The sequence below is a fragment of the Phyllobacterium chamaecytisi genome (assembly GCF_020164455.1).
GTDB classification, from domain to species: Bacteria; Pseudomonadota; Alphaproteobacteria; order Rhizobiales; family Rhizobiaceae; genus Phyllobacterium; species Phyllobacterium chamaecytisi.
Genome location: NZ_JAIQWW010000058.1, coordinates 1 through 1,329, shown reverse-complemented (window position 1 = coordinate 1,329; position 1,329 = coordinate 1). Strand labels below are relative to the sequence as shown.

Below are 1,329 nucleotides of genomic sequence, written 5' to 3'. Positions count from 1 at the left end.
TATCGCCACCTGAAAGGCCGGTTCGACAGAATTGTTTCGGTCGGCATGTTCGAACATGTCGGCGCCGCGTCATACGCGACATTCTTCAAAACATGCGCAAGACTGCTTGATGATCATGGCGTCATGGTTCTCCACACGATCGGCTGTTCCTCCACGCCAGGCTTCACGACACCGTGGCTGAACAAGTATATTTTCCCGGGCGGGTATATTCCCTCGCTCTCCGAAATTGTTCCGCACATCGAAAAAGCCGGATTGATCGTCACCGATGTGGAGGTGCTGAGGCTCCACTATGCCTCCACGCTCAAAATCTGGCGCGAGCGTTTCATGGTAAAGCGCGAGGCGGCGAAAGCGCTTTATGACGAACGGTTCTGCCGGATGTGGGAGTTTTATCTGGCTGCGGCCGAGGCAGCGTTCCGATATGAGGATCTTGTCGTATTCCAGATTCAGATAGCCAAGCGCAATACTGCTGTTCCCATGACGAGGAACTACATTCGTGACGACGAGCTAAATGCAACGAGGAATCTTCAAGCGCTTTTCCCGGCACCGTGACACGGAATCAAAATCCGATATGGAAGGAACGGCTCAGAACAATGCCGATCGTATTCTGGTTAGGCGATCCAATGTCGGTAACAATCGGGCTGTCGGCAGCATCACCCACCAGCCTGTCGAATTTGTCGTAAACCAGTACGCTCGTTTTGGGATTGATCTGATAGGTCGCACCAACAACAAAGCCAACGGATTTGAACCCTGCGTCCGGCGAGAATGCGCTCAGGCTACCGTTATCCAGCGCTTCGGCACTACTGACGCCGAAACTGTTTTCCATGTACGTCGCATCGGCGAACGAGGCGCGGGGACCTGCCGATAGCAGAAACTTGTCGCCAACCGGCTGGAACCAATCGACCGCAAAATCCGCGACAAAGCCGTCATCGCTCTGAACGCCCTGCCGGGCTTCGGCTCGTACGCGCAGCCGGTTGTCGATAAGCCAATACTGTCCAAAGGCACCAACATCGACGCTCCAGTCGATTTCGTGCACGCCAGGTACGTCAGACTTCGAACGGTTGCCTCTGATACTGGCAGCAGGTCCGAGCTCAAGCCCGCCAAGCTCTATCAAGGAAAAATCGATACTGTCGTCGGGCGCGCTCAAACCTGCAGGTTCGTTGGCGCGGCGGATATCGAAATTCGGTACAAAGGTAAAGTCATTGTCGCCCGACCCCTCAAACGTCGGACCGTATTCGGTTCCGGCACCCAAGGTTACAATCCAGCCCGGGGTCTCTTCGACCGTTGTGGCCTCCGGCTTATCCGCAGCGATGGAGGCGGTAGCGGACGAGA

2 protein-coding genes are annotated in these 1,329 nt (G+C 55.5%); one reads left to right on the top strand and one right to left on the bottom strand.

Annotated features, from left to right (window positions below):
• A partial coding sequence (locus tag LB462_RS30865) for a class I SAM-dependent methyltransferase (RefSeq protein ID WP_370637365.1) occupies nt 1-549 on the top strand: 549 nt, incomplete at its 5' end.
• Nucleotides 550-556: 7 nt separating this feature from the next.
• Here the strand turns inward: LB462_RS30865 and LB462_RS30860 are convergent.
• Nucleotides 557-1,329: MipA/OmpV family protein (locus tag LB462_RS30860; protein WP_370637364.1), on the bottom strand; the 773-nt coding region annotated here is incomplete at its 5' end.